The sequence below is a fragment of the Bradyrhizobium sp. STM 3809 genome (genome assembly GCF_000239795.1).
GTDB lineage: Bacteria > Pseudomonadota > Alphaproteobacteria > Rhizobiales > Xanthobacteraceae > Bradyrhizobium.
The window spans coordinates 1-701 of the sequence record NZ_CAFJ01000534.1; the positions used below are offsets into that span (position 1 = coordinate 1).

The 701-nt window shown below is 67.8% G+C and carries 1 protein-coding gene; it reads right to left on the reverse strand.

Annotated elements, in window-relative coordinates; translation table 11 throughout:
• Nucleotides 1–234: 234 nt before the first annotated feature.
• Entirely contained in the window at nucleotides 235–525 is a 291-nt protein-coding gene (locus BRAS3809_RS24655; protein WP_139017442.1) for a hypothetical protein, read from the reverse strand.
• Between the last annotated feature and the right edge of the window lie 176 nt (nucleotides 526–701).

The following is a 701-nucleotide window of genomic DNA, read 5'->3' on the forward strand; positions in this document are numbered from 1 at the left end:
CCGAGGCCGAGCCGCCGCGCGACGCGCATGGCGTCGCGATGCAGATCTGGTTCTGACGAAGGGGGCACTTGCCCCGCCACATCCTCCGCCGTCATTCCGGGGCGGCGCGCGCAGCGCGGCGAGCCCGGAATCCATTGGCCCGCGCAACATGCCGCCCGATAGATTCCGGGCTCGTGCTTCGCACGCCCCGGAATGACGGCGGAGAGCGTGTCGTGTCCCCGCCAGGTTTCGGCGTCAGGCGACGGGCGTGGCGATGCAGATCTGGTTCTGACGCGCATCCGGCGCAATGCCCGCCATCTCCACCGCCGTCATTCCGGGGCGGCGCGCGCAGCGCGGCGAGCCCGGAATCCATTGGGCCGCGCCACATGCCGCGAAATGGATTCCGGGCTCGTGCTTCGCACGCCCCGGAATGACGGCGGAGAGCGTGTCGCGTCCTCGCCAGGTCTCGGCGTCGGGCCTGCAATTGAATTCCGAAAAATAAAAATATCTTGCCAATTTTCGGAAATCATGCTTTTCTCTCGCCATCCCGCTCCAAGCAAGGGGCGTTGCGCGCGATCGTCACGACACGCGGGGCGGGGAGCGATGGCCGCGATGGAGCCGCAGCGTGTTCTCACGAACGCGCGGACGAACGGCGACGCCGCGGACGTGAAGTCGCAGCGTGCTGGCACCCCGAAGCTGGTGCTACGTTCGCGACGGCGCTT

Bases quoted from the DNA above. Each gene is read 5' to 3' on its own strand.
- BRAS3809_RS24655 (WP_139017442.1), bottom strand. From the start codon at position 525: ATGGCGAGAGAAAAGCATGATTTCCGAAAATTGGCAAGATATTTTTAT.